General features: G+C 66.4%; 17 protein-coding genes. 5 read left to right on the forward strand and 12 right to left on the reverse strand.

The window, feature by feature from the left end; genetic code table 11:
• Positions 1-9: 9 nt before the first annotated feature.
• Entirely contained in the window at positions 10-600 is a 591-nt protein-coding gene (locus ACWGCN_RS26765; protein WP_378991915.1) for a TetR/AcrR family transcriptional regulator, read from the reverse strand.
• A 61-nt stretch (positions 601-661) separates the two neighbouring features.
• Between ACWGCN_RS26765 and ACWGCN_RS26770 the strand changes: the two genes are divergently transcribed.
• On the forward strand, positions 662-2,149 hold the full coding sequence (locus ACWGCN_RS26770; RefSeq protein WP_452451373.1) for an ABC-F family ATP-binding cassette domain-containing protein: 1,488 nt from the start codon (positions 662-664) through the stop codon (positions 2,147-2,149).
• Positions 2,133-2,987, forward strand: coding sequence for a Vgb family protein (locus tag ACWGCN_RS26775; RefSeq protein ID WP_452458849.1), 855 nt, complete (start codon positions 2,133-2,135; stop codon positions 2,985-2,987). The genes ACWGCN_RS26770 and ACWGCN_RS26775 overlap by 17 nt, the downstream gene beginning before the upstream one ends.
• A gap of 19 nt (positions 2,988-3,006) precedes the next feature.
• Here ACWGCN_RS26775 and ACWGCN_RS26780 read toward each other — a convergent pair whose 3' ends face one another.
• The 9 genes from ACWGCN_RS26780 to ACWGCN_RS26820 all read right to left on the reverse strand — a co-directional run bounded on the left by ACWGCN_RS26780 (position 3,007) and on the right by ACWGCN_RS26820 (position 13,179).
• Positions 3,007-4,674 (reverse strand): VWA domain-containing protein, encoded by a 1,668-nt coding sequence (locus tag ACWGCN_RS26780; protein ID WP_452458850.1) that lies wholly within the window; start codon positions 4,672-4,674, stop codon positions 3,007-3,009.
• A gap of 176 nt (positions 4,675-4,850) precedes the next feature.
• The gene (locus ACWGCN_RS26785) at positions 4,851-5,105 is read right to left on the reverse strand and encodes a WhiB family transcriptional regulator (protein ID WP_378991918.1); all 255 of its coding nucleotides are present in this window, start codon (positions 5,103-5,105) and stop codon (positions 4,851-4,853) included.
• Complete coding sequence (locus ACWGCN_RS26790; protein WP_452458851.1) at positions 5,102-5,644, reverse strand: HNH endonuclease; 543 nt, start codon at positions 5,642-5,644, stop codon at positions 5,102-5,104. The genes ACWGCN_RS26785 and ACWGCN_RS26790 overlap by 4 nt, the downstream gene beginning before the upstream one ends.
• Positions 5,645-5,703: 59 nt before the next feature.
• Positions 5,704-5,934 (reverse strand): hypothetical protein, encoded by a 231-nt coding sequence (locus tag ACWGCN_RS26795; protein ID WP_452458852.1) that lies wholly within the window; start codon positions 5,932-5,934, stop codon positions 5,704-5,706.
• Positions 5,935-5,974: 40 nt separating this feature from the next.
• Complete coding sequence (locus ACWGCN_RS26800; protein WP_452458853.1) at positions 5,975-7,528, reverse strand: GMC family oxidoreductase; 1,554 nt, start codon at positions 7,526-7,528, stop codon at positions 5,975-5,977.
• The gene (locus tag ACWGCN_RS26805) at positions 7,525-9,039 is read right to left on the reverse strand and encodes an aldehyde dehydrogenase family protein (RefSeq protein WP_379312260.1); all 1,515 of its coding nucleotides are present in this window, start codon (positions 9,037-9,039) and stop codon (positions 7,525-7,527) included. Before ACWGCN_RS26805 ends, ACWGCN_RS26800 begins: the two co-directional genes overlap by 4 nt.
• Positions 9,040-9,049: 10 nt before the next feature.
• Positions 9,050-11,203, reverse strand: coding sequence for a choline BCCT transporter BetT (gene betT, locus ACWGCN_RS26810; protein WP_452458854.1), 2,154 nt, complete (start codon positions 11,201-11,203; stop codon positions 9,050-9,052).
• Positions 11,204-11,245: 42 nt separating this feature from the next.
• Positions 11,246-12,535, reverse strand: coding sequence for an acyl-CoA dehydrogenase family protein (locus ACWGCN_RS26815; RefSeq protein ID WP_379312258.1), 1,290 nt, complete (start codon positions 12,533-12,535; stop codon positions 11,246-11,248).
• A 2-nt stretch (positions 12,536-12,537) separates the two neighbouring features.
• Positions 12,538-13,179, reverse strand: a complete 642-nt coding sequence (locus ACWGCN_RS26820; protein ID WP_452458855.1) for a TetR family transcriptional regulator — start codon at positions 13,177-13,179, stop codon at positions 12,538-12,540.
• Between the two features lie 234 nt (positions 13,180-13,413).
• On the opposite strand from ACWGCN_RS26820, the gene ACWGCN_RS26825 reads away from it, so the two are divergent.
• Entirely contained in the window at positions 13,414-15,591 is a 2,178-nt protein-coding gene (locus ACWGCN_RS26825) for a malate synthase G (RefSeq protein ID WP_387447420.1), read from the forward strand.
• 643 nt (positions 15,592-16,234) lie between these two features.
• A complete protein-coding gene (locus tag ACWGCN_RS26830; protein ID WP_452458856.1) occupies positions 16,235-17,422 on the forward strand; it encodes an alpha/beta fold hydrolase in 1,188 nt (395 codons plus the stop codon).
• Between the two features lie 136 nt (positions 17,423-17,558).
• Here the strand turns inward: ACWGCN_RS26830 and ACWGCN_RS26835 are convergent, their stop codons facing one another.
• Both ACWGCN_RS26835 and ACWGCN_RS26840 read right to left on the reverse strand, forming a co-directional pair.
• Positions 17,559-17,936: a PaaX family transcriptional regulator C-terminal domain-containing protein gene (locus tag ACWGCN_RS26835; protein ID WP_452458858.1), complete on the reverse strand. Its 378-nt coding sequence runs from the start codon at positions 17,934-17,936 to the stop codon at positions 17,559-17,561.
• Entirely contained in the window at positions 17,818-18,519 is a 702-nt protein-coding gene (locus tag ACWGCN_RS26840; RefSeq protein WP_452458857.1) for a hypothetical protein, read from the reverse strand. Before ACWGCN_RS26840 ends, ACWGCN_RS26835 begins: the two co-directional genes overlap by 119 nt.
• 495 nt (positions 18,520-19,014) lie before the next feature.
• Here ACWGCN_RS26840 and ACWGCN_RS26845 point away from each other — a divergent pair, with 495 nt between their 5' ends.
• The gene (locus ACWGCN_RS26845) at positions 19,015-20,313 is read left to right on the forward strand and encodes a TerD family protein (protein WP_452529123.1); all 1,299 of its coding nucleotides are present in this window, start codon (positions 19,015-19,017) and stop codon (positions 20,311-20,313) included.
• Positions 20,314-20,449 lie beyond the last annotated feature (136 nt).

Here is a 20,449-nt window from a genome sequence, read left to right on the forward strand (position 1 = left end):
CAAGCTGATTCAGGTGCCGATCGGTGTTCTTGCCAGCGCGGCGGCCACGTCGGCGGCTCGGCGCGCCTGGTCGGCAGTGACGGGTTCGTGGGTGATGAACAGCCGGTGGAACAGTGGTGCGACCGCGAGCCGGATGATCTCGGCGGCGTCGACCTCCGGGTCGACTTCACCGCGCGCGACCGCCCGCGCCACGATCGCCGCCGCCTCGTCGTGTCTCGCCGCGTAGAAGCCGCGCAGCGCGTCGGCGGCCTCGGGATGTTGCATGCCTGCTGCGATGAAAGCTGTTGCCAGCGATCCTGATTCGGGATCGGTGAAGCCCTGTCGGAGCAATTCGGTCAGCGCACGGAGATCTCCGGTGAGGGTGCCCGTATCGGGGATCGGCCATGGCTGTTGCGAGGCGCGCTCGAGCGCGTCGGCGACGAGCCCCTCCGGGCCGCGCCAGCGCCGATAGACGGTGGTCTTGTGCACTCCGGCGCGCTGAGCGACAGCTTCCATGCTCAGGTCCTGGTAGCCCCGCTCGGCGAGTTCGTCCGCCGTCGCGTCGAGAACGGCTTCCCGGACTCGGGCGCTGCGTCCGCCGGGGCGTCGTTGTGGTTCCAAAAACAACTCCTGTTGCGTTAGCTGTCGCGGTTTTGTACTGTTAAAGCTACACGAGTAGCGATTGGAGCACTGTTTGACCACTCAACTGTCCCTGCGCGGAGTCTCGAAGTCCTATGCGGACCGGCCCGTGCTCGACACCATCTCGGCCTCGATCCGGCCCGGTGAACGCGTCGGCATCGTCGGCGAGAACGGCGCAGGCAAATCGACCCTGCTCGACCTGCTCGCCGGGCTCGCTCGACCCGACGCGGGCACGATCACCGTCACCGCCGAGGGCGGGATCGGCCACCTCGCGCAAACACTGCCCGGCGACACAGTCGGTGCGGCCATCGAACTGGCGCTGGCCGAACTGCGCGAACTCGAGGCAGGCATGCAAGCCGCCGCCGAAGCGCAGGACATGGACCGCTACGGCGCGCTGCTCGCCCGTTTCGAGGCGCGCGACGGCTACGCCGCCGATGCCAGGGTGGACGCGTCGATGCACGGACTCGGAGTGGCGGGTATCGGCCGTGACCGACCGCTCGACAGCCTGTCCGGCGGCGAACGGGCCCGCCTCGGGCTGGCCTGCCTGCTCGCTGCCTCGCCGGAGGTGCTCCTGCTCGACGAACCGACCAACCACCTCGACGACGCCGCGCTCACCTGGCTGGAACACCGCCTGCGCACCCATCAGGGCACAGTCGTGCTGGTCTCGCACGACCGGACCTTCCTCGATCGGGTGGTCACCGCGGTGCTCGAGGTCGCCGACGGCGCGTTGACCCGCTTCGGCGGCGGCTACACCGGATTCCTGACGGCGAAGGCGGCCGCGCGCATTCGCTGGGAACAGGCCTATGCGCAGTGGCGTAGCGAGATCGGGCGGCTCGAGGAGTTCGCCACGAGCACTGCCCAGCAGGTCGCGCCGGGTCGCGCGATGACCGACAACAACAAGATGGCCTACGACCGCAATGCCGGGCGGGTGCAGAGCTCGGTCGCGTCGCGGGTGCGCAATACGGCCGAGCGCCTGCGCCGGCTGCGCGAGGATCCGGTGCCGCGACCACCCGAACCGTTGCGGTTCCGCGGCCGATTCGCGGCAGGCAGCGGCGTGGAGTTCCACCTCGGCGCGCTGACGCTCGGCCCGCGCGAGCGGCTGCTGATCCACGGACCCAACGGTTCGGGCAAGTCGACACTGCTCGACGCGATCCACGCGGCAGCACCGGGACGCATCGGCTACCTGCGCCAGGACGAGCGCTTCGATCCGGCCCGAAGTGTCACCGACACCTACGGATTCGGGCGCGATTCATTGCTGGCGACAGGGCTGTTCGCCCCCGAACTGCTCGATCGTGAGGTCGGTACCCTCTCGGAAGGTCAGCGGCGCAGGCTCGCGCTGGCCGGTGTGCTCGCCGGTGAACACGACCTGTTGCTGTTGGACGAGCCGACCAACCACCTGTCGCTGACCTTGGTCGAGGAAGTCGAACGCGCGCTGAGCGAGTATCGGGGTGCGGTGGTCGTGGTGTCGCACGACCGGGCGCTGCGCCGCCGTTTCCGCGGAATACAGAAGGGAATTGAGGACTTTGGCTGAGATCGTGCAAGTGATCGACGTGCCCGGCGCTCCGTACGGGATCACTGTCGGGCCCGACGGGGCGCTGTGGTTCACGCTGGTGACGCAGGGTGTGATCGGACGTTGCGCGGAGGGGATCGTGCGGTCCTATCCGCTCGCGCAGTCCGACGGGCAACCGACGGTGATCGTCGCCGGTTCCGATAATGACCTGTGGTTCACCGAGTTTGAGGGTGGTCGGCTCGGGCGGATCACCGTCGACGGTGGGGTGACGAGCCTGTCCGTGGAAGGTCCCTACGGTGCGTGCGCCGGGCCGGACGGAGCGCTCTGGTTCACCGAATTACAGGCGGGTCGGGTCGGGCGGCTGGCCGCGGACGGCAACCTCACGCGCGTCGAGGTCGACGGTATGCCCTCGATGATCACGCCCGGGCCCGATGGGGCGCTGTGGCTCACGGTGAACCAGGGCAACGCGATCGCCCGTGTCGACACCGACCTCGCGCTGCGCGTCTACCCGATCCCCACGCCCGCGGCCGCGCCGGTCGGCATCACCGCGGGCCCCGACGACGCACTTTGGTTCACCGAAATCGGCGCGGGTGCGATCGGGCGCATCGACCTCGACGGCACCGTCGCCGAATTCGCGCTCCCGGCGACCGACGCCCGCCCGCACGCGATCGTGGCAGGCCCCGACGGTGCGCTGTGGTTCACCGAGTGGGCGAGCTGCCGTCTCGGCCGGATCACCACCGACGGCACGATCACTCATCTCGACCTACCGGGCGCCGAACCGCACGGACTCACCGTCGACGCTGCCGGTGACCTCTGGGTAGCGATGGAATCCGGTGCACTGGTGCGGGTTTCCCTGTAGCGGCCGCCGTGCCGGTGACCTACGGCGTGGTCAGCGCCTTGACGACCGCGGTGCCGAAGCCGAGGTCGTTGCTCGTCGGCATGCGGGTGTAGGTCCCGCCGGTCTGGTCGGCGAGGGTCTGCAGGGTTTGGGTGCCCTGGCCGCCGACCACGACGATGTCGATGCGAATGGGCTTGCCCGACTTGGTCGCGGCGGTGATCTCGTCGACCAGCGCGGTGCCGGTCAGCGTCGAATCGTCGTCGGGACCGTCGGTGATCAGCAGAATCGAATTCGTGCGACCGGGGGAGTAACCGGCCACCGCGGCGCGGTAGGCGGCGAGCAGGCTCGGGTAGGCCTGATCCGCGGCGAGCTGGCTCGGCTTCACCGCGGTGACCGCCGAGCCGACCGCATTGCGCTGGGAATCGGTGAGCAGCTCGGTGGCCGCCTGCACCTTGTACGGAGTGGTGCCGTCGAGGTTCTTGCCGAACGTCCACAGGCCGAGCCCGAAGTCGGGCGGCATCACCTGCAGGGTGGAGGCGACCGCGGCAATCGCGTTCGACAGCCGGGTGGTCGAGCCCTCGGCGGTACCCATCGACGACGACACGTCGAGCAGGACCGTCGCGTTCACCCCGAGCACCGGGTTGGCCAGCGTCGACTGCACCTTCTCCAGTGCCGCGCGCGGCGGATTCGCCGGTGCCGAACCGATGGCGGGTCCGAAGCCCTCGGTGGCGAGCGCACCCGCCTGCTCCGGGGCCCGCAGGAAGTCGATGAATCGTGACGCGATCAGATTCTGGGTCTTGTCGACCCACGGACCCGACATCAGCGCGGCGGGATAATCGGCCAGCGGCGCGCTGCCGACCGGCCGGAACGCGGTGAGACCCTCGGTGCCGAGCTGCTGCTGGGTCGCGGCGACCGCGTGCACATCGTCGTCGAGGGGATTCGCGCTGATCTCCGACATGGCGGTCATCAAGTCGGCCGGTGCCTGCGCGCCGGCGGCGAGCCCGGAGATCGCGGCGACGACCTGACCCGACTTGGCGGCCTGCTCGGTCAACGGTTCGGTGCCCGAGATCGCCGCGCCGATGGACGCGGCGGCGGCGGTCGTGGCGTCACCGGCGGGCAGTGCCATGCTCAGCCCACCCCAGCCGGACAGGCCGACCTCGTCGAGTGAGCCCTGCTGCAGTCGTGGCAGGTCGGCCCAGGAGATCTGGTGCTGTTCGAGCGCTTGACGCAGGGCATCGGGCACGGCGAGCACGATCGGGCTGGTGGCGATCGAGGCGGGTGTGCCCTCGATCAGACCCGGCACCCGAACCAGCTCGATCGACCGGCTCGAATCGGCGATCCACAGCCCCGGCTGCGGACCGAGACCCGGATCCCATTTCGTGGTGTCGGCGAGACCGGCGACCAGCGCGCTCGACGGGCGGGCCGACACCTTCACCTGCGCGCAGTGGTCGCGCACCCGAGGCTTGGTCGCGTTGAACCGGTCGGCCGCGGCACGCACCGGGCCCGAGATCGCCGGATCGACGGTGACGTCGAGCTGTGAGGCCCCCTCGACGCACTCGGCGGCGGCCGCGACATCGGTGGTCGCCGCACGATCACTGAGCTGGACCCAGGCGAAGACGGCGATGATCACCAGCACGATTGCCGATGCCGCGATAACCGGACCCTTGCTGATACTTCGAGAACTGGTCCCGTTGCGATGCGTACCCACGCGGCAAGTTTAAGGACACCGCGCGCAACCGCAGCACAGCGCATACCGGTGCGCATCGCCGCAGGTCACAGCAGGTGACAAGAGTGGTCAGCCTCGGTCGAGGCAACGCATGCAACCGTGCAGTGCGTGCCGGACGCGCAGAGCCGGGTGCCACAGCGGACACCCGGCGCTGCCGGTCACGCGCGAATCACGCGGCCGCGATCGTATTCACGACCACCCCACACCCCTGACTGACCCGTCTGTGCCGCGTACTCCGCGCACCCCGCGAGCAACGGGCACCCGGCGCAGATCTTGCGGGCGTAGTCGAAGTCCTGCGACGGGTAGGGAAACCACGCCTCGTGGTTGGGGTCACCACGGCAGGCGGCGCGGTGCCATTGCCCCGAATCGGACAGGGTCAGCAGTTCGGTCAGTGCGAGGTCGGTGGTGGTCACGGCGCGTACTCCTTCCAGATCCGGCGCTGCTTGCGAGCGAGCGGGTCGGGAGCCTTGGGCTCCCACAGCAGCCGCATCCCCGCCTCTTCCGGGGTGCGGTCGGCCTTGCCTGAATTGCACGGTGCGCAACAGGCGACGAGATTGCTCCAGGTGTTCGGTCCGCCCCGGCTGCGGGGGCGGATGTGGTCGACGGTGTGCGCCCAGTCGGCGCAGTAGCCGCAGCGGTGCTTGTCGCGACGCAACACGCCGGCCAGGGTGGCGCGGCTGTCGTCACCGATCGGCGTGACGTGCGCCAGGTAGACGTAGCGCACCAGCCGGATCGTCTCGGGCAACGCGATGACCAGATGCTGCGAGCGGATCGGGAACCGGGGTGCCCGCTCGATCACGGTCTCGGCGGCGCCGCTGATCAGCAAGGTCACGGCCCGATCGGCGGTGATCTCGTCGAGGGCCTCGTAGCTGGCATTGAGCACGAGCACCCTCGTGTGTATCCAGGTGTCGGAAGCGGGCGCCGTCGGGTCGACGGCATGACGAATCATCATGGGAATCACCATGTTTCGAGAGAGGTGTGAACGTCGGGAGCGGAGGCGGGTCGGGCCCGTCAGGCCACGATCAGGAAACGGCCGGAGCCATCGATATCCAGGCGCATCGCGCGATGGACCGAACTCGCGCGGCGATAGGTCTTATCCGATTCTCGCTGTGGCGCTTGCTGTTTCACGGCCGTCTCCTCCTCTCGATGCTGCTCGTCGGTTCCTCGCCCGATGCGAATCACCTGCGTGAAATCATGGTGGCACACCGTGTCCGAAATGTCGGCTGATTTATTTCGGGGCACAGAGTTCTGCTGCGCGGGGACGGGCCGGTCCTCGGCTGACCTACGTCCGATCGGCGGCGACCAGTTCGGCGCAGCGTTCGCCGACGAGCATCACGGTGATATTCGGATTGACCGTGGTGTGCGCGGGGAACACCGAGGCGTCGGCGACGCGCAGACCCTCGACGCCCTTGACTCGCAACTCGGGGTCGAGGGGGCTCATCGGGTCGTCGACCGCGCCCATGCGGACCGTGCCGACGGGGTGGTAGACGGTGTTGTGGGTTCGGCGGACGTAATCGGCGAGTTCGGCGTCGGTCTGCGCCTCCGGCCCCGGATACAGCTCACGCGCCACCCAATCCGACAGCGGTGCGGTCGCGGCGATCTCGCGCGCCTTGCGCAGACCGGCGATCATCACGCGCATATCGTGACCGTCGGGGTCGGTGAAGTAGTGCGGGTCGACCTTCGGCTTGTCCCGGAAATCGCGCGAGCGCAAGCGCACCGTGCCGCGTGAGCGGGCATGGGTGACATTCGGCGTCAGGCAGAAGGTGTTCTCGGCGGTCGGATACCCCTGCCGCAGTGTGTGCATGTCGAAAGGCACACTGCCGTAGTGCATCATCAGGTCCGGCCGGTCGAGGCCGTCCTCGGTCGGGGTGAAGATACCCGCTTCCCACCACTGGGTGGAGCTGTCCACCATCGGTCGTGTCGTCTCGAAACCGATCACACCCTCCGGGTGGTCCTGCAGGTTCGCGCCGACACCGGGCGAGTCGACGACCACCTCGATGCCGTTCTCGCGCAGGTGAACTGTGGGCCCGATGCCGGAGAGCATGAGCAGCTTCGGCGAGTCGATGGCGCCGGCGGAGACGATCACCTCACGGTTCGCCGTGATCCGGGTGGTGCGGCCGAACGCGTTGTCGGTGATGTCGACCCCGACGGCCCGCCCGTTCTCGATCACGATCTTCTTGGCCCACGCGCCGGTCCGGATGGTGAGGTTCGGCCGGTCGAGGTGAGGGTGCAGATAGCTCACCGACGACGACGAGCGCGTTCCGTCGGTTCGCCGGTTGATCTGAAAGAAGTTGGCGCCGTTGACGACTGTGCGTCCCGCGTTGAACTCGGCGCGCGGGATACCGACCGCCTCGCAGGCGTCGAGCAAGGCGACACCGCACGGATCGTGCGGCGGCACCGTCATGATGTGCACCGGGCCGCCGCGGCCGTGGTGCTCGCCGGGGGCGTCGTTGGTCTCGATCCGCGGGTACAGCCGATACACCGAGTCCGCACCCCACCCGGTGGCGCCGTGCTCGCGTTCCCAGGAATCCAGATCTTCACGCGGAGCCCAGAACGCGATGCAGCTGTTGTGCGAGGAGCAGCCACCGAGCACCTTGGCGCGGGCGTGGCGCATGAACGAATTGCCGTTCTCCTGCGGCTCGATCGGGTAGTCCCAGTCGTAGCCCGATTCCAGCAGTTCCATCCAGCGATCGAGTCGCAGGACGGCCGGGTCGTCGACATCGGACGGTCCCGCCTCGAGCAGACAGACGGTCACCGACGGGTCTTCCGACAACCGTGCCGCGACGGCCGCTCCCGCGGAACCGCCGCCGACGATCACGTAATCGTATGTGGTCACCGCTGTTCCTCCCGATCGGCGAACCAGCCGGTGACGCCCGGCCGGAGATTCTCGTAGACGTGCTTGGCCTCGCGATACTCGTGCAGGCCGGACGGACCGAGCTCGCGCCCGACACCCGAGCGGCCGAAACCGCCCCACTCGGCCTGCGGAAGGTACGGCCCGAAGTCGTTGACCCACACCGTGCCGTGCCGCAGCCGGGCGGCGACGCGGCGGGCGCGCGCGGCATCACCGGACCAGACCGCGCCCGCGAGCCCGTATTCGGTGTCGTTGGCGATGGCGACGGCCTCGTCTTCGGTGGTGAAGGTCTCCACGGTCACGGTGGGCCCGAACGCCTCGTCGTGCACGCACGCCATCGCGCGGGTGGCGTCGTCGATGACGGTCGGCAGGTAGAACCACCCGTTGTCGAGGTTTCCGGAGCCTCGGTCGCCGGTGGCGAACGCGCCACCGGTGCGGATGACGGCACCCTCGGCGCGGGCCTGCTCGACGTAGGCGTTCACCTTGTCGCGGTGGGCGGCCGAGATCAGCGGCCCGGTTTCGGTCCCCTCGGCGAAGGGCAAGCCGAGCCGGATCTGCTCTGCGCGGCGCACCAACTCGTCGACGAAACGGTCGTGTGCCGATTCCTCGACGACCAGGCGCGCGCCCGCCGAACACACTTGACCGGAGTGCAGGAAGGCCGCGTTCAGTGCGTTGTCGACGCTCGCGGCCAGCCGTTCGTCGGTGTCGCAGGCGTCGGCGAAGACGACATTCGGGTTCTTGCCGCCCAGCTCGAGTGCCACCTTCTTGACCGTCGCGGCCGCCTCGCGCGCGATGATCTTGCCGGTGGCGAGCCCGCCGGTGAACGAGACCAGGTCGACATCGGGATGTTCGGACAGCGGCGCACCCGCGGTGGCGCCCGCGCCGAGCACGAGATTGGCCACCCCGGCGGGCACGCCGAGGTCATCGAGCACCGACATCAGCAGAATCGCGGTGTGGGGAGTCAGTTCAGCCGGTTTGAGCACGAACGTATTGCCTGCCGCCAACGCCGGGGCGACCTTCCAGGCCGCCTGCAACAGCGGGTAGTTCCACGGCGTGATCAACCCGCAGACCCCGACCGGTTCGTAGACGATGCGGGAGTCGATGTCGGGGGAGCCCGCGTCGACGATCCGGCCCGCGTCGTCGGCGGCGAGCTTGCCGAAATACCGGAAGCAGTTCGCGATGTCGGACATGTCGATGTCGGACTCGTAGGGGCGCTTGCCGGTGTCGAGGGTCTCGGCGCGCACGAACTCGTCTCGTCGCGCGTCGATCGCGTCGGCGACCCGCAGCAGCAGGTCGCCCCGCTCGGCGGCGCCGGTGCGGCGCCACGGGCCTTCGTCGAAGGCCCGCCGGGCCGCGATGATCGCGGCGACCGTGTCGTCGCGGCCGGCCTCGGCGACGACCCCGACGAGGGAATCGTCTGCCGGGCAGCGGATTTCGCGCGTCTGCCCGGACGCTGACGGTCGCCAGGAACCGTCGATATAGAGAGTGTCGCTCATGCTGATCCCTTCACAGTTCGCGCTCGGTGCTGTCGACGTCGCCGGATTCGGGCTCGTGGTGATCGCTCGCCGCGCGGCGCAGGTGCAGATAGCCGAGGTGGCGTTCGTACTGGTCGAGAATGTCACCGATGATCTGCTCGCGGCTGTAGCCGTTGAGCGAGTAGCCCTGCGACCCCTCGGCCAGGTAGACCTCGCAGCGGAAGTAGCGATCCCCGGACCGTTGCGCGAGCACGGCATAGGTCGGGGCCGGTGCCGAGACCGGCCAGATGCCGTACTCGAACCGGGGCTCACTGGCCTGATCGACCAGCAGGCGCGGGGACGGCAGGCCCTCGTTGGACTGGGAATCGTCGATGGTCGCCGTCATACCCATGTGCTCGAACTCCGCGGCGACATCGTGCATCGCCGGATCGACGGTGCCGCTGATGAATTTGCGGGTGGCCGCGGGCCCCGGGTAGTTGATGGTCGAGAGCAACCGGCGACGCCAACTGCTGAGTTCGGCCGGTCCACGGCCCGCGGCGAAAGCCTTGGGCAACGAGGTGCGGTAGCTGTCGAGTTTGAACGACTCGTTGCGGACAGCGCGCAGCAGCGCGATGCCGATCAGCGCCAACACGAACGAGAACGGCAACCCCATGATGATGGTGGCGTTCTGCAGGGTCGTGATGGACCCGCCCGCACCGGCGAACAGCATCGACAGGGTGAGCACGCCGATCGCGGCCGACCAGAAGATGCGGGTGCCGGTGGCACAGTCGGCCATCGGATCGGGCAGCTTCGAGGTGAAATTGCCCATGACCAGCGACCCGGAATCGGCGGTGGTCACATAGAAGAGCAGCCCGGTGATGGTCGCGACGCCGAGCAACAGTGTCGCGCCGGGATATTTCTCGAGCAGCGAGTAGAAGCCGAGTTCGGCTCGGTCCGCGGTCTTCTCGGCGAAGGCTCGGTCGTCCCTGGCGACCTCGAGCGCGCTGTTGCCGAAGATCGAGATCCACATCAGGGTGAAGCTGAACGGCACGACGAGCACGCCGAAGATGAACTCGCGCAGCGTGCGTCCGCGCGAGATGCGCGCGAGGAACAGGCCGACGAACGGTGCCCAGGCCACCCACCAGGCCCAGAAGAACAACGTCCAGCTGTCCAGCCAGGTCGACGGCGCGTTCGCCGTCTCGGGGTTGCGCTCCCACGCGAAAGTGTCGAGGGTCCGGTCGGGGAAGGTCGACAGGTAGTCGCCCGCGTTCTGGGCCAGGCCGTTGAGCAGGAAATCGGTGTTGCCCGCCACCAGGATGTAGATCAGCAGCGCGATCGCCATGATGACATTGAGCTCCGACAATCGCCGGATGCCCTTGTCGACGCCGGTGGTAGCGGAGATCGTGGTGATGGCCACCGACAGTGCGATCAGCCCGATCTGGGCGGCCTTGCCCTGGGGGATCCCGAACATCTGGTGCAGTCCGTAATTGAGCTGGACGATGCCGATGCCCAGCGAGGTGGCGATGCCGAAGATGGTGCCGAGCACCGCGGCCACGTCGATCGCGTCGCCCCACCGGCCGTGTACGCGCTTGCCGAAGATCGGATAGAGCGCGGCACGGATCGTCAGCGGCAGGTTATGGCGGAACGCGAAGTAGGCGAGTGCGCCGCCCATCAGCGCGTACATCGCCCAACCGGTGATGCCGTAGTGGAAGATCGTCCAGGCCACCGCGTTGCGGGCCGTTTCGTTGGTGCCCGGCTCACCCAGCGGGGGACGCAGGTAGTTGTAGACGGGCTCGGCGACCGAGAAGAACATCAGGTCGATGCCGATACCCGCCGCGAACAGCATCGACGTCCAGGAGAACAGGCTGTACTCCGGCCGTGACTCCGCCGGTCCCAGCCGGTAGCGGCCGTACCGGCTGGCGCCGAGGAAAACGACGAGGCCGAGGATGGCCGTGGCGAGCACGAAGTACCACCAGCCGAACCAGGTGGTGGTGAACGTCTTGACCTCGCCGACGATGGTCTCGGCGCTCGACGGTGAGGCCAGTGCCCAGATCCCGAAGGCCAGCACGGTGCCCGCCGCGATGAGGAACACCGGTTTGTTGACCGAACGACGATTCGCGACCGGATGTGCCGGGACCGCTTCGTCCTCGGTCCCGGCAGGTGATCGTTGCGTGCCGTTGTCCCCGGGATTGCTGACACCACCCATGCGAGGCAGGCTAGTTCGTGCCTACCCCGCGATCGGGGACCTTCAGTGGTTGCCGACCTCGTGTTCGAGCCTGCGCGCCACCAGATCGCGGGCTTGTTCGCGCAGCGCCGGTCGGTAGCCACTCGGATACACCGGATCTCCCGGCGCGTAGTTCTTGAGCACTTCCTTGGCGAGAGTGATCTTGTGCACCTCGGTCGGGCCGTCGGCGATGGCCATGACCTCGGCGTAGGTGGTCATGTCGAGGAAGGGCAGGTCGGTGCTCACGCCCATCGCGCCGTGTAGATGCAGTGCGCGGCGGGCGATGTCGTTCATGACGGTCGGCATGGCGATCTTGATGGCGGCGATGTCCTTGCGGACGGCGCGATAGTCCTGGGCCTGGTCGATGCGCCACGCGGTGCGCAGGACCAGCAGGCGGAACTGCTCCATCTGGATCCAGCTGTCGGCGATGCGCTCCTGGGTCATCTGGAAGCCGCCGACGACACCTCTGCGGGCCGGGCGCGACACCGCGCGCTCACACATCATGTCGAAGGCCTTGCGTACCAACGCGACCGTGCGCATCGCGTGGTGCACGCGTCCGCCGCCGAGCCGGGTCTGCGCGACGATGAACCCCGCGCCTTCCGCGCCGAGCAGATGATCGGCGGGCACCCGGACATCGGTGAATCGCAGATGCCCTTCGTGTTCGCTGAACCCGGGCACGGTGAAGTTGCGCACCAGCTCGAGACCGGGCGCATCGGCGGGCACGATGAACATCGACAACCGCTGGTGCGGTTCGGCTTCGGGGTCGGTCACGACCATCACGATGTGGAAGGTGGCGAATTCGGCGGCGGAGTTGAACCACTTCTCGCCGTTGATGACCCACTCGTCACCGTCGCGCACCGCGGTGGTGCGGAACGCGGTCGGGTCGGAGCCGCCGGTGGGCTCGGTCATCGCGTAGCAGGAGCCGATCTCGCCGTCGAGCAACGGCTGCAGGTACTTCGCCTTCTGCTCCTCGGTGCCGAAGTGCGCCAGGATCTCGGCATTGCCCGAATCCGGTGCCTGACAGCCGAAGACGAGCGGCGCCCACATCGAGGTACCGAGCACTTCGTTGAGCAGTGCCAGCTTGAGCTGGCCGAAACCGGGACCACCGAGCTCGGGACCGAGATGGCAGGCCCACAGGCCCTGATCCTTGACCTGCTGCTGCAGCGGCCGCATCAGCGCCCGGATCTCGGGGTCGGCGCGGTCGTAGGGGTTGGGGTAGAGCAGATCCAGGGGCTCGACCTCGGTGCGAACGAACTCCGCTACCCAGTCGAGTTTGCGCTGGTACTCCGGATCGGTCTCGAAATCCCAAGCCATGGTCAGCCTTTCGTGTTGTCGCCCGTGGCGCGCAGCCCGGACAGGACGGTGTCGGTGAGGATGTCGGCGATCTCGGCGGGGGAATGGGAGCCGCGCTCGCGGTACCAGTAGCCCAGGGAGTTGAGCATGCCGAGCATGCCGTTGGTGACGATGTGGTCGGCGGTGCGTAGTTGCCCGGCTGCGTGGCCCGCGTCGATCACGTCTTGCCAGTGGCCCTGCAGCCGATCGCGCAGTTGCTGGAGCACGACCGCGTGTTCGTGGGTGAGTGCGTCGGCGTCACGCAGGTGCACGGCCACCGCGCGCCGATGGGTGACGATCAGCTCGACGTGACTGCGAATCAGCAGGCGCAGGGTCTCGACAGGGTCGGCATCGGCCTCGATGATGCGTTCCGCGTCGGCGAGCAGCAGCCGGGTGTAGTCGCGCAGGATCGCCCACAGCAGGTCTTCCTTGGAACCGATGTGGTAGTACAGCGCACCCCGCTGGACGTCGGCTTTCGCGCCGATCTCGGCCACACCCGTGGCGTGGAATCCGCGTTCGGCGAACAGCTCGAGCGCGGCGTCGTGGATCCGCTCGCGGGTGTCGGCGCGCTCGGTGGCACGAGGGCGTCCGCGACGGCGCACGGGCGATACCGGTTCGGTGGTCACGGCGCCTCCGTTCGGTCCGGCACGCGACTTAATGTTCCGATCAGTACATTAATTGCCCGCGCACCTACAATCAAGGGGTGACCCGCCGCGCCCATGCCTCCGACCTCGGTGGCTCGGCGTGGCGGAATGGACGGAGGCCGCAGGGCGTTCGAACCCACACGAGGTGTCACCTCTACCCACGGGTAACATGACATCGACTTTTCCCACCCGGTTTTCACCAAAGTGAGGCAGTAGATGACAGAGCGGATTCAGGTCGGCGGGCTCCAGGTGGCGAGCGTTCTTCACGATTTCATCGAGAACGAGGCGCTCCCCGGTACCGGCGTAGATTCCGCCGCGTTCTGGGCCGGCGCCGAGCAGATCATCAACGACCTCGCCCCGCGTAACCGCGCTCTGCTCGCTGAGCGCGACGAGTTCCAGGGCAAGCTCGACGCTTGGCACGGCGAGAACCCGGGCACCGGCTACGACAAGGCCGCCTACAAGCAGTTCCTGACCGAGATCGGCTACCTCAAGCCGGAGCCGGCCGCGTTCCAGATCGCCACCGAAAACGTCGACACCGAGATCGCCACCACCGCGGGCCCGCAGCTCGTGGTGCCGGTGATGAACGCGCGCTTCGCGATCAACGCCGCCAACGCGCGGTGGGGCTCGCTCTACGACGCGCTCTACGGCACCGACGCCATCCCCGAGGCCAACGGCGCGGAGAAGGGCAGCGGCTACAACCGCGTGCGCGGCGACAAGGTCATCGAGTGGGGCCGCAACTTCCTCGACGACGCGGTCACCCTGATCACCGGTTCGCACCTCGGCTCGGCGTACTACAAGATCGTCGACGGCGAGCTCGAGATCGGTCTGGAAGACGGCACCGACATCGGCCTGGCCGACCCGTCGCAGCTCGTCGGCTACCTCGGCGACCCCGAGGCCCCGACCTCGATCCTGCTCAAGCACAACGGGCTGCACATCGAGATCCAGGTCGACGCCACCTCGCCGATCGGCTCCACCGACACCGCCGGTGTCAAGGACATCGTCCTCGAGTCCGCGCTCACCACGATCATGGACTTCGAGGACTCGGTCGCCGCGGTCGACGCCGACGACAAGGTCGTCTGTTACCGCAACTGGCTCGGCCTGATGAAGGGCGACCTGGCCGAGGAAGTCTCCAAGGGCGGCAAGACCTTCACCCGCACCATGAACCCCGACCGCGTGTTCACCGCGCTCGACGGTTCCGAGCTGGTCCTGCACGGTCGTTCGCTGCTGTTCGTGCGCAACGTGGGTCACCTGATGACCTCCGACGCGATCATCGACGCCGAGGGCAACGAGGTCGGCGAGGGCATCCTGGACGGCCTGATCACCTCGCTGATCGCCGTGCACTCGCTCAACGGTGACAACACTCGTCTCAACTCGCGCACCGGCTCGGTCTACATCGTGAAGCCGAAGATGCACGGCCCCGACGAGGCCGCGTTCACCAACGAGCTGTTCGGCCGGATCGAGGACGTCCTCGGCCTGACCCGCAACACCCTCAAGGTCGGCATCATGGACGAGGAGCGCCGCACCACGGTCAACCTCGCCGCGTCGATCGAGGCCGCCAAGGACCGCGTGGTGTTCATCAACACCGGCTTCCTCGACCGCACCGGCGACGAGATCCACACCTCCATGGAGGCCGGGCCGATGGTCCGCAAGGCCGAGATGAAGGCCCAGACCTGGATCACCTCCTACGAGGACTGGAACGTCGACACCGGCCTGGCCAAGGGCCTGCCCGGCAAGGCACAGATCGGCAAGGGCATGTGGGCCATGCCCGATCTGATGGCGGGCATGCTCGAGCAGAAGATCGGCCACCCCAAGGCCGGCGCCAACACTGCCTGGGTGCCCTCGCCGACCGCTGCCACCCTGCACGCCACCCACTACCACCTGGTGGACGTGTTCAAGCAGCAGTCGCAGATCGCCAAGGGCGGCCCGCGCGCCACCGTCGACCAGATCCTCGAGATCCCCCTCGCGCAGTCCACCGACTGGACCGACGAGGAGAAGCGTCAGGAGCTGGACAACAACTCCCAGGGCATCCTGGGCTACGTGGTCCGCTGGATCGATCACGGTGTCGGCTGCTCCAAGGTGCCCGACATCAACGACATCGGCCTGATGGAAGACCGTGCCACCCTGCGCATCTCGAGCCAGCTGGTCGCCAACTGGCTGCGCCACGGCATCGTCACCGAGGCCGACGTGATCGCCAGCCTCGAGCGGATGGCCCCGGTCGTCGACCGCCAGAACGCGAACGACAAGACCTACCGCCCGCTGGCCCCGAATTTCGATGACAACATCGCGTTCCAGGCCGCCAAGGAACTGGTCCTGGAAGGCACCACGCAGCCCAACGGCTACACCGAGCCGATCCTGCACCGGCGTCGTCGTGAGTTCAAGGCCGCGCAGAAGTAGTGGTGTCGACTGCATAAAAAGTAGCTCGTAGCAGCCCTTTTCGTTTGAGGCCCCGTGTCGGAGACATCCGAGGCGGGGCCTCTGCCGTCACCGGAGATCACCTGGGATACCGGCTCGTCACGCTCAAAACGGTCACCAAAACGGTCACAGACGGAACGCGCTGACATGGTCCACTGAAGTTGTCTACCAGCGGATTTGCGTGTCTCCTCTGCGCCTGACCTTGCGGTGATGCCACGCGGTCTTGTCCTCGCCTGTGTCCTCTGCTGGGACTGCGTAGACCCTCGCCTTGAAGTCGTCCGGCCGTCGGCGTGTCGAAGTACGACACGCAGGACAGTTTCAGCGCTTGGCAATCATGCAGCTAACGGTTAACTATCGCTCAAGGCCTCGCCCACGAGGTCGTTGGTCGAGCTGGTCCGGAGGGAAGCGCAACTGATTATCCGGTGGTTGATCTTGCCGATTTCGGTCCTGGATCGCCCCGCCCCTCATATATTGGCACCCAGTCAATAGTGCGCGGGAAGGCGGCTGGACAGTGATGACCCGGGGCAGGATCGGAATTGCTGCGATGGTGGCCGGAGTTCTTGTCGGCGGGATTGTTTCGCCCTCCCCGGTGCATGCGGAGCCGCCGCTGGGCTCTGCCGGGGACATGTCCTTCTACGAAGCCCCGGCGAGCGTCCCGGCCTCGCCGGGTTCGGTCATCAAGAGCGAACCGATGGCGCTGCCGCTCACCGTGGCTGGAAGCAGCGGGCCGATCCCGGCCGACACGACCCGGCTCATGTATGCCAGCACCGACCGCAACGGCGCCGCAATACCGGTGACAGGGGCCTTTCTGCGCCCGACACTGCCCTGGCAGGGACCTGGGCAGCGCCCGGTCATCGTGGTCGCTCCAGGAACTCAGGGTCAAGGTGACCAGTGCGCACCGTCGAACACCCTGGCCTATCTGGCGCAGTACAACGGTGGACTGGACCTCGGCGTGCAATACGAGCAATACGCGGCGATTTACCCTTTGCTCGCACTCGGCGCCGCAGTTGTGCTCCCTGACCTCCAAGGCTTCGGCACGCCCGGCGCGCACACCTATTTCTCTCGGGCGGCGTCCGGCCACGCCGTTCTCGACGCCGCGCGCGCCGCGCGCAACTTCGCCGGCACAGGGCTGGAAACCGATGCGCCCGTTGGACTCTGGGGATACTCGCAGGGCGGCGGTTCCGTCGCGGCAGCGGCTGAACTAGCTGCAGACTACGCACCTGAACTTTTGCTGGCCGGGACCTATGCGGGCGCGCCGGTCGTGAGCGCGGAGGCTGAGCTGCACCACTTCGAAGGTGGGTCACTCACCGGGGCGATGGGCTACTACCTCAACGGTGCCATCGACGAGGATCCCGGCCTCGCCGCGGCCGTCGGGCGCCTGCTCAACGATGCCGGCAAGCAGATGCTCACCGATACCTCGGGCCAATGCGTGGCCGAAACCGTGCTCACCTATGGCTTTCGCGATACTCGGACATGGACCACGACCGGACAGACCATCGCCGATGCACTACTGGCCGATCCCGACTGGTCTGCTCACCTGCGCGCCGACCGAACCGGCGGGCTGCGCCCCAACGCCCCGGTCCTGGTGCAGGCCACCGCTCACGACGAACTGGTCCCGACCTACTCCGCTCGGCAGGTCGCCGCCGACTGGTGCGCACAGGGCGCCGAGGTGACCTACCGCGAACTTCCCCTGCCCGGCGATCCGATCGGCCTGGGCGTATCCCACGTCGCCACCAGCCCGCTCTCTCTGCCCGGCGCCCTGCAATGGATGGGCGACCGCCTCGCGGGCCGACCCGGTGTCAGTACCTGCTGACGCCGTGCGCTTCGCAACATCCGGTGTAGGCGCACGAAAATCTGTGCATGAATTCTTCGCTGTTCCAGTGATTCGTGAGGCTTTGTGGTTGGGGTCGGTCACCGCTTGTCCCGATCAATGTCGAATTAGTTGATACTCACTGGACGTAGGCACTGGCGAAAGCGGTGAATTCCGCGCGAAAATCGCGATAGGCGCTGGGGAGGTCGGTACCCGGCCATGGTTGCGGCAAAAATTCCGCGGGCAGGATCGGGTCGTGCAGGATGTGGCGCACCACGCTGGCTGCCACCTCGAGGCGATCCCGCATCGCGGTGGCGCTGTCGAGGGCCGCCAGTAGCCTCGTCGCGATGTCCGCCCAGTCGGAGGGGCAGAACAGTCGTGCGGCGAGTTCGTCGGGGTCATCGGGTCGACCGGTTATGTAGGTCAGTCGGTGGGCTGCCGCGATGCGCGGGCTCAGCAGGTTGTCGGGGCGTCCCCAGACCCCTTCGCGAATCTCCCCGAATTTGTTGGCCTGCAGTGATTCTCGGAGGAGTACGCGGTTGGCCGCCGCGTCGGCGCCGGTGGTGACGATGGCCAGTCGCCAGTCGCCAGTCGCCGTAGAAGGGCCGCAGCATCGGGTCGATGGTGATGTCCTGCAGTTTCTGCCTGCTCAGCAGTCGCGGGGTGAGCCGGTAAGTCGCGTCGTCGCGTTCGAGATCGCCGGCCGACACCATCCGGGTCAGTGCCGCTCGCACCGTGCGCGGCCAGCTCCATCGGCACCCCGCATGCTGGTCTCCATTGACAGTGGCGACCGTGACAGCGTGATGTGTCCAGTCGTGCGAGTAGGCCTGCGCTCGGTAGCTGAAGGTCGTGCCGCGTTTACCAAGTAACTGGATCGTATGGCGCAATGCACCGCTGTCCACATCGACCACTGCGTAGGTCAGCCGCCCATCGTCGGACTTGCTGCGAACCACCAGACCATCTTTCAGCGCAGACGCGGTCGGTGCTGCGGGACCATCGGAAGCGCTGGTGTGTTCTGGTGCCGACGACGACCCGGTCGACATCGGTTCGCCCGAGCAGCCAACAGGGCCGATGACCAGCGGCAGCAACATCGCAGCCACGACGGTAGCTCTTCATCAAGCGCTTCAATTCGACAACGACAGAGTCGAGTTGACGATCGCAGTCCACCGCGCGCACGTCTGTCCGCTGTTCACACCACACCACACCACACCACACCGCACCGGGGGAGGGACACGGAGGACGATCAGCTGGCCGTGGCCAGACCCATTGGGCCGATCTGCGAGCGCGGCCGACCGAACAACAGACCATGTAGTCGACGCGTCGACGCCGCGGTCGTCCTGGGCACGCAACGCGTCGAGCGCGATTGCTCCCTATGAGAGATGACGATTGAGCGAGTGTGGGTGCTATATCGGCCACAGAAGTGGCCGTCAGCCCAGGTGGAACCGGCTGTGAACGCCGAACCCCACAGCCCAACCTCTGTTCAGGATGACCCAGCCGAACCGGTCGCCAACCCAGCGAATCGAGTTCGGCGCCCATCTTGGAGGCGTCGAGCATGCGCGCGAGCGACCAAGATCAGCAGCAGCACGATCGGGTACGTGACCAGCAGCGCGGCGGCCAGCGCGGATGGGCGCTGGCCGACCGCGCCGAGATCGCCAATATCGAGGGGTCGTTCCGCGACGTCCGAGACCTTGGTGCTGACGGTCCAGGATGGAAGTGGCGCACTGATCTCGTTCGAGGTCGATCGGCCCGATGTTGTCACCGCGATGGCGCTCGGCGAGTTCTATCGGCGAAACGGCACGTGGAAATTCCGGGCGGTCGACCAGGGCTGGGAGAGTGGACTGCGTAAACTTGCCGAAGAAGAAAATCAGGGAGACCCGATGCAACCAGGCTATCGAATCGCCCACCTAATATTTCGCAACTTAGGCGAAATCCAAAAGATGAGAGTGCCTCTACCGCAACGCACCGGCGAAGGATATCCTATCTCGGTGCTTGATTTTACAGAGATCCCCACCGGTGAGGGATTCGAACTACTTGTCCGAGACATGTTGGTTGCGATGCGCTATCGAGTAAGCTGGTCAGGCCGCGGCGCTGATGGTGGGAAAGACTTGCTCGTCGAGGAGCCAGGTGATCCGAGATTCGGAATGAAACCGAGGCTTTGGGTCGTCTCTTGCAAGCATAATGCGTTGGCAAACAACGGAAACGGACGTTCGGTCAGCGCTGAAGATATCGGCTCCATAGGCGGCATCTCCGATACTACAGACGAACACGGCGCCTCAGCATTTCTGGTTGCATGCTCGACACAACCCTCAAGTGGTCTGGTGACGAGGCTCGCGACTATAGAGGCCAGGAAGGGTGTGCCAACCTACTACTGGGATCGTGAGACTCTGAGCATTTGGCTCAACACTCCACAATGCTGGAGTGTAGCCCAGCGTTACATGCCGCGCAGCGCGGGGGAAACACGCGTTTACGCAACGGAAGCACCCAACAGGTGGATAGTAATTGCAAACGGACATTTCATCAGATATGCCAATAGGCACGGCAGCTTTGTGGAATTTCAAATCAATTGGATCGAGGCGCGAGTATTAATACTTAAGTCAGTGCCGCTACCCGAGGGCTTCATGCTGCGTATCAGGGCGGTCTTCTACAACGATAAGATCGGCACGTTGGACTGGTACATCGATTGCTTGTACGAAGATAGAGATTTTTACGCGATCGAAGAGCCAACGACGGAGTCTTATATTGCCGACTCGATTAGAGAATATCTCTTCAATACTGATTTCGGTGATTACCAGATCAACAGCTACGAAGTAGAGATGCGAAGGGTGAATCGAAGCCTCGACTCATATGATCCAGATCATTATCGATACTATGAGTCATTGCCTACCTACATATAATCATCGCCGAGTTATCCGGGGTTTGACACAACCGCAATTGAATAATTTCGCGAATCCGTTTAAATCTGCGAGCTATATTCCGCGCGTCTAGCTGTACATCTAGATATTGACACGGTTGATCTGTCCTCAACTAAAG

Source organism: Nocardia sp. NPDC055050 (assembly GCF_053608345.1).

Coding starts and splice junctions, on each gene's coding strand:
- ACWGCN_RS26830 (WP_452458856.1), top strand. CDS start 16,235: ATGTCCTTCTACGAAGCCCCGGCGAGCGTCCCGGCCTCGCCGGGTTCG.
- ACWGCN_RS26805 (WP_379312260.1), bottom strand. CDS start 9,039: ATGAGCGACACTCTCTATATCGACGGTTCCTGGCGACCGTCAGCGTCC.
- betT (WP_452458854.1), bottom strand. CDS start 11,203: ATGGGTGGTGTCAGCAATCCCGGGGACAACGGCACGCAACGATCACCT.
- ACWGCN_RS26815 (WP_379312258.1), bottom strand. CDS start 12,535: ATGGCTTGGGATTTCGAGACCGATCCGGAGTACCAGCGCAAACTCGAC.
- ACWGCN_RS26825 (WP_387447420.1), top strand. CDS start 13,414: ATGACAGAGCGGATTCAGGTCGGCGGGCTCCAGGTGGCGAGCGTTCTT.
- ACWGCN_RS26790 (WP_452458851.1), bottom strand. CDS start 5,644: ATGATGATTCGTCATGCCGTCGACCCGACGGCGCCCGCTTCCGACACC.